The 6,296-nt window shown below is 42.1% G+C and carries 5 protein-coding genes and 4 tRNA genes; 8 read left to right on the top strand and 1 reads right to left on the bottom strand.

What is annotated here, in order from left to right:
• Positions 1-236 precede the first annotated feature (236 nt).
• The 4 genes from nikB (at position 237) to NLX67_RS22240 (ending at position 3,869) form a co-directional block, all read left to right on the top strand.
• Complete coding sequence (gene nikB, locus NLX67_RS22255; protein ID WP_254313580.1) at positions 237-1,181, top strand: nickel ABC transporter permease; 945 nt, start codon at positions 237-239, stop codon at positions 1,179-1,181.
• A 107-nt stretch (positions 1,182-1,288) separates the two neighbouring features.
• Positions 1,289-2,038: a nickel transporter permease gene (gene nikC / locus NLX67_RS22250; protein WP_375143447.1), complete on the top strand. Its 750-nt coding sequence runs from the start codon at positions 1,289-1,291 to the stop codon at positions 2,036-2,038.
• 21 nt (positions 2,039-2,059) lie between these two features.
• A complete protein-coding gene (locus NLX67_RS22245) occupies positions 2,060-3,097 on the top strand; it encodes an ABC transporter ATP-binding protein (RefSeq protein WP_254313579.1) in 1,038 nt (345 codons plus the stop codon).
• A gap of 10 nt (positions 3,098-3,107) precedes the next feature.
• A complete protein-coding gene (locus NLX67_RS22240) occupies positions 3,108-3,869 on the top strand; it encodes an ABC transporter ATP-binding protein (RefSeq protein ID WP_254313578.1) in 762 nt (253 codons plus the stop codon).
• Positions 3,870-4,566: 697 nt separating this feature from the next.
• Here the strand turns inward: NLX67_RS22240 and NLX67_RS22235 are convergent.
• On the bottom strand, positions 4,567-5,097 hold the full coding sequence (locus tag NLX67_RS22235; RefSeq protein ID WP_254313577.1) for an ECF transporter S component: 531 nt from the start codon (positions 5,095-5,097) through the stop codon (positions 4,567-4,569).
• Positions 5,098-5,848: 751 nt separating this feature from the next.
• On the opposite strand from NLX67_RS22235, the gene NLX67_RS22230 reads away from it, so the two are divergent.
• The 4 genes from NLX67_RS22230 (at position 5,849) to NLX67_RS22215 (ending at position 6,279) form a co-directional block, all read left to right on the top strand.
• Positions 5,849-5,921 (top strand) — tRNA-Lys (locus NLX67_RS22230).
• Between the two features lie 96 nt (positions 5,922-6,017).
• Positions 6,018-6,091 (top strand) — tRNA-Arg (locus NLX67_RS22225).
• Positions 6,092-6,118: 27 nt separating this feature from the next.
• Positions 6,119-6,192: transfer RNA gene (locus tag NLX67_RS22220), tRNA-Pro, on the top strand.
• Positions 6,193-6,203: 11 nt separating this feature from the next.
• Positions 6,204-6,279, top strand: a tRNA-Ala gene (locus NLX67_RS22215).
• Positions 6,280-6,296: the final 17 nt, after the last annotated feature.

The following is a 6,296-nucleotide window of genomic DNA, read 5'->3' as shown; positions in this document are numbered from 1 at the left end:
TAATCTTTCCCCTGTTGAATATCGTGTGAAGGCTATGTAGCTCTTTATGAGTGTCTACTTGACGGGGGGCAGATCATCCAAGTGGCATGACTTTTTTTAAAATGTCCTTTACAAAGGGTACACTTTACTACGTTGTGTATCCAAATATTATTGTAGGCATGAATAACCGGATTCTAAACTGGAAGCCGACAGCTGAAGAGTACTATATTCTAACACATACATTGGATGTGAAATAAGTGTTATTGCTCGTTAGAAAGCGGCTTTTGCAGTTAATGATGGTCGTATTCGTTTTGTCTATCTTTACATTCGGTTTAATGAAACTTGCACCAGGTGACCCGGTTATGGAGATTTTGAATGCGGATGAAATGATGGTAACCGAAGCCGATCAAGAAAAGCTCCGCAGTGAACTTGGCTTTGATCAGCCTCTTTATATTCAGTACGGTCAGTGGGTGCACGGTTTGATTCAGCTGGATCTTGGTACATCCTACATGAGCGGAAAACCTGTATGGAATGAGATGATGGAACGCTTGCCGGTCACCGTTCAGCTTACAGCCGGTGCACTTTTGGTTATGGTGAGCATATCAGTTCCTCTTGGTATCATCTCCGCCCGATATCCTGGAAAATGGCCAGATCACATCAGCAGAATCCTTGCACTTATTGGAGCGTCAATTCCAAGCTTTTGGCTTGGATTGATGCTGATTTACATTTTTGCTTTTAAGCTTCAAATCCTTCCATCAACAGGAATAGGGTCTTTCTCTCAAATGATTTTGCCTTCCTTTGCTTTGGGATTCTCGTTAGCGGCTGTGTACGCAAGGCTTCTTAGAGCAGGACTTCTTGAAAGCTTTTCTGAGGATTACATCCAGGCGGGAAGAGCGAGGGGAGTAAAAGAATGGCGGCTTCTTTGGTTTCATGCTTTTAGAGCTGCCCTGCTGCCTGTGATCACGGTTTTTGGATTAAGCATGGGAAGCTTGCTAGGAGGAGCGGTGGTCATTGAAATGTTATTCTCGTGGCCAGGACTTGGAAGCATGGTGGTTGATGCGATCTTTAGCCGTGATTATCCAGTCATTCAAGGCTATGTCCTCTTAACAGGCGTATTCGTAGTAGTTCTGAATCTATTGGTAGATATATCCTATTATTTGATTGATCCACGCATTAAGCAAGGAAAGGGGGAAAACGCTTGAAAATCTCTTATGCTTTGCAAAAACATTCTTTTTTTTCGCAAGCGCAGCTGAAAAGCATCAAGCCCCTGACCTTGCTTGGCTTCTTCTTTCTTACAGTTATTTTAATCATGACAATTACCGGTCCGTTTCTTGTGCCGAATGATCCTTTTTCAGCAAATATGGCGGAGCGGCTTGCTTCTCCGAGCCTAACCTATCCTTTAGGGACAGATCACATGGGAAGATGCCTTTTTTCTAGACTTGTCATTGGCTCGCAGGCAACACTGGGCATTACAGCGCTGGTCATCGCAACCGTGATTCTAATTGGAATTCCCATTGGCTTACTGTCAGGCTATATTGGCGGACGCTTTGATTCATTTGTGATGCGAATGGCTGATGGCCTGATTGCACTGCCAGAGTTTATTTTAGCGATTTCGATTGCGGGGTTTTTAGGCCCAAGCTTACCAAATTTGATGCTTTCTGTCGTATTGGTAAAATGGATCAGCTATACCAGGGTTGTCAGAGGCATCGTCTTATCAGAACGCGAAAAAGAATATGTATTGGCTGCAAAGGTGGGGGGGTGTCCAACATGGAGGATTATCACAAGGCATTTGCTTCCACAAATCATTTCACCGGTTCTTGTGCTCGCAGCCCTTGATGTCGGTAAAGTCATTTTAATTATTTCTTCTTTGTCTTATCTCGGTCTTGGAGCTCAGCCCCCTGCTCCAGAGTGGGGAGCGATGTTAAATGACGGGAGACCTTTTTTTCAAACATTCCCTGAATTGATGATCTACCCGGGAATCGCCATCTTCATTGTCGTTTTATCTTGTAATTTAATTGGAGAAGGACTAAGGGACAAGCTAGATGTGAAAAGCATGTAACGAAGGAATAGGAGGTGCAAGATGGCTACAGTACTTAAGCTCACTGAACAATTTACAAAAGAAAGCGGGAATAAGGAAGCAGCCTTCTTTCGATCTTCCCCTGTGCTGGACATAAAGAATCTCTCCATTTCCTTGCATGGAGGTAATGGGCAAAAAGAACGCATATTGGTTAAAAAGCTGAATTTCAGCATTCGGCCAGGTGAAATACTTGGCCTTGCCGGTGAAAGCGGAAGCGGAAAAAGTTTGACAGCTTCCGCTATATTAGGTTTGTTGCCTAAGTCCCTGAAGGTTTCAGAAGGTCAAATAAAGTTCGACGGCAGGGAGCTCACAAGTCTTTCTGGAAAGGAAATGGGACGCCTGCGTGGAAAAGAGATAGCCTATATTTCTCAAAATTATCAGGGCAGCTTTACTCCATTTATGAAGATTGGAAAACAGCTTGTCGAAGCGCTTCGCAGTCATGACAAAATCAGTAAACGAGATGCGAAGAAGAAGGCTCTCATTTGGCTTGAACGTGTGAAGCTGCCAGCTGAACGGATCTTTGCCAGCTATCCTCACCAGCTTAGCGGAGGGCAGCTTCAAAGAGCATCGCTTGCGGCAGCATTAATGTTTGAGCCAACTTTGATTATTGCAGATGAGCCGACAACTGCTCTTGATGTGCTGACGGGTGAAAGGGTATTGGATCTTCTGGCTGAACTTCAGAAAGACCTGAATTGTGCGGTTCTTTTCATTTCCCATAATTTAAGCTATGTATTAAAAAGAACAGATTCGATGGCTGTCATGTATGGAGGGCAGATCGTGGAAAAAGGTTTGACAAAGAGCATCAGGGGAAATCCAGCTCATCCATATACAAAACTGCTGCTGAAGGCAAGACCTGTTTTAAGTCAAACAGTACCAGAGAAATTTGCTGCTATACCAGGGGAGCCAGGACTTGTAGCCGAACAGGGCTGTTCATTTGCTCTAAGATGCCCACATTCATCTGAACAATGCAGCATTGTGCCAATGAAGCAATCGGTAGGAGATTTCCATTGGATGGCGTGTCATGTTACAGGTAAGGAGTGAGATTATACAAATGCTTGAAGTTAAAAAAGTTTCTAAATCCTATCGGTCAAATAGGGTTTTGACCGATGTTTCTTTTCTCTTGCAGCAAGGTGAATGTCTGGGTTTAATTGGAGAGAGCGGGAGCGGAAAAAGTACGATTGCTAAGCTGATTTTAGGGTTGGATTCATATGATTCTGGACAAGTCATTCTGAATAACGTTGATTTTAACCAGTTAAAGGGCCGTGAGCTAAGAAAAGCAAGGTGTCATGTACAGATCGTATTTCAAGATCCGTCTGCATCGCTGAATCCAAAACTGCCTATTTGGAAATCTGTAATAGAACCTCTTGAAAATTATCCAGAAGTGATTCCGGCTTTTTTGAAAGAAGTAAGAAAAGATAGAAGGAAGATGGCAGAAATTCTCCTTGAAAAGGTTGGCCTTCATTCTAGCTTGATCGACCGGTACCCTCATCAACTCAGCGGGGGCCAGCGGCAGAGAGTAGCGATTGCAAGAGGGATAAGTCTTCAGCCAAGTTTGCTTATTTGTGACGAACCGACATCCAGTTTAGACGTATCCATTCAAGCGCAAATTTTAAACCTGCTGAAAGAATTGAAAAAAGAATTGAATATGTCCTATTTATTGATTTCACATGATATGGCCACCGTGCAATATATGTGTGAACGAGTGGCGGTCCTAAAAAAGGGCGTGCTGGTTGATTTATTTTCAACAAGAGATTTATTTTTAGAGGATCGTCATCCATACACCTGGAAGCTTGTAGAAGCTGCATTAGAATAATATAAGAATCTCCTATAATCAATGTCAATTTACATGTTGAAATCGATATCATGTTTTCAACTCGTAATTATTACGATTAGTGAAAGATTTTCTTTGAATATAAAACTCTTATAAAAATGTTAACGGTTATTGAGGAGCTGAAAAAACAATGGTTTTGAATCATATTCTTCAGAAGCAACGTTGGAATTATGTGAAGGACTAAAAGTGGGAGCAGCCGTAGAACAGGAACTGCGTAACTCGTGTAGGGGAAAGCTGTTTTACAGCAGGATATCGGAGGGGAGCTGGGTCAAGGAAGTGGAAAACGGTATTCTCAACGTAAATGAGAAATTATATAGCTAGATAGGTGCAAGACACTGTATAACACTAACGAATTGAGCGTAAAAAATTAATATGTGTTTTTTATTTGCAGTTAGAGTTGTTGTTAAAAAATGGCCAAAAAACGCCTGGATATGATTAGACTGAACAGTTATTTATTCTGTTGAAACAAAACAACCAATAAAAAGTGTGAACTTATTCAACTCCCATGTAAGAACGAGTTGCCTTACATAATCTGTGGTGCAATGCTTGCGCTGCATGGATGGCTAACGGAGCATAAGTTCAAAAAATAAAAAAAGACGAGTTATATCGTCTTTTTTTACCCGCGGGATTATTTTAGTACAATTTTTTGATGCCGATTGCTTAAGCATTGTTAAACCTTTTATAGTTGTCTAGCTCTTTTATTTAAGCGTCCTACGAGTGGTACTACAATTATACCGGCTATTACAACTTGCAAAACGTTTCCGGGAACAGAGCCGATTGGCTGTATCCAGTTACCGTAAAGGATAACTTCGGCAAAATAGTAGCCTGCGATTTTTATAATCAGTGCAGCGACCACTGCCAGTGTATTTACAAATATCCTTTTGCCGGGTACCTTTTCGGCTATGAGGCCGGCTAAAAAGCCCATGGTACCTACGATGATGAATGTAAAAGGTGCCCATAATGCCCAACCAGAGAGGAGATCGAACAAGCCCATCCCGAAGGCGCCTGCTATGGCTCCTGTTTTTTTGCCGTAAATTAAGGCTGCTATAAAAAGAGGCACGTTACCTAGATGGATTAGGCCGCCGTTACCCATTATTGGGAGCTTTATGTTGATGAACATTGTGGCTACAACGGTTAACGCGATGAAAAGTGCATTGATGACTAAAGCTTTTGTTCTAGTTGTTTCTGTCGGCAATAATGTTGAATGCATATGATAACCTCTTTCTTTTTTTAGAATATTATCTTACTACTAATTAGATAAATAATAAATACGTAATACTGTTAATTTGCGCAGGTACCGAATTTTAGTAGTGGTATTGGGCAGCAGCGTGAAGTTCCATGGGTTACAATTTCTGATAAAGAAGTAACTCTTTGATCCTCCTGCTGATCGAGTTGCTCCAGGTAACGCTGCCTTTAAATGCTTTTTTCCTTTTCCCGGAACTCCCATTGTGATTGTGTCCCGTACTAAGTGCAGTCCAGAAGTATAAGGGAGCAGCACCGGTGAAATGTGTTCCTGCGTCAGGTCTAATTTCAGCAAGGACTTGTTCAGCCATTCTTTTGACTATTAATTGAAAAGGTAGAAGAGCTTCGTTAATCTGTTGAAAGTAACAAAAGATCGTTTCTAATGCCGGAGTTAATGCCATAATAGGATTAGAGGAAGGCAAGTAGCTTTGCATGCCATGTTTCCGATAACCGTTAGTTATTTTAAGGAGATGTATGTATTAGATTTCTGGGTGAGTAGATGACTTTTTCTAATAGATATCTTCTAAAGAATCGACAGAAGAAAATGCTGAAAAACCAATGAATAAATACTTTTAAAAAATGTTGACAATTAAATTAAAAGGTGATATTATTTTATATCTGTCGTAAATGTAAATTATTCCACAATAGTTCAGTGATAGAGAAACTGAATTGTAATCAATAGGTTGGGGGTTCAAGTCCTCTTGCTGGCACCACAGATCGAGCCATTAGCTCAGTTGGTAGAGCATCTGACTTTTAATCAGAGGGTCGAAGGTTCGAGTCCTTCATGGCTCATCATTATATGCGGGCGTGGCGGAATTGGCAGACACACTAGACTTAGGATCTGGCGCTGCAAGGCGTGGGGGGTTCAAGTCTCTTCACCCGCATTCTGCGCCCGTAGCTCCATTGGATAGAGTACTGGACTACGAATCAAGCGGTTAGAGGTTCGAGTCCTCTCAGGCGCTCCGTTATGTATAAGGTCTTTCGTTTTACGGGAAGTAGCTCAGCTTGGTAGAGCACTTGGTTTGGGACCAAGGGGTCGCAGGTTCGAATCCTGTCTTCCCGATTATTTTACATGGGGCCTTAGCTCAGCTGGGAGAGCGCCTGCTTTGCACGCAGGAGGTCAGCGGTTCGATCCCGCTAGGCTCCACCAATTTTATAGTATGTTGT

The organism is Domibacillus sp. A3M-37, assembly GCF_024213455.1.
Taxonomy (GTDB): Bacteria; Bacillota; Bacilli; order Bacillales; family Domibacillaceae; genus Domibacillus; species Domibacillus tundrae.
Note: the sequence above shows the minus strand (reverse complement) of the source record. Positions and strands in the feature narration are given on the sequence as shown.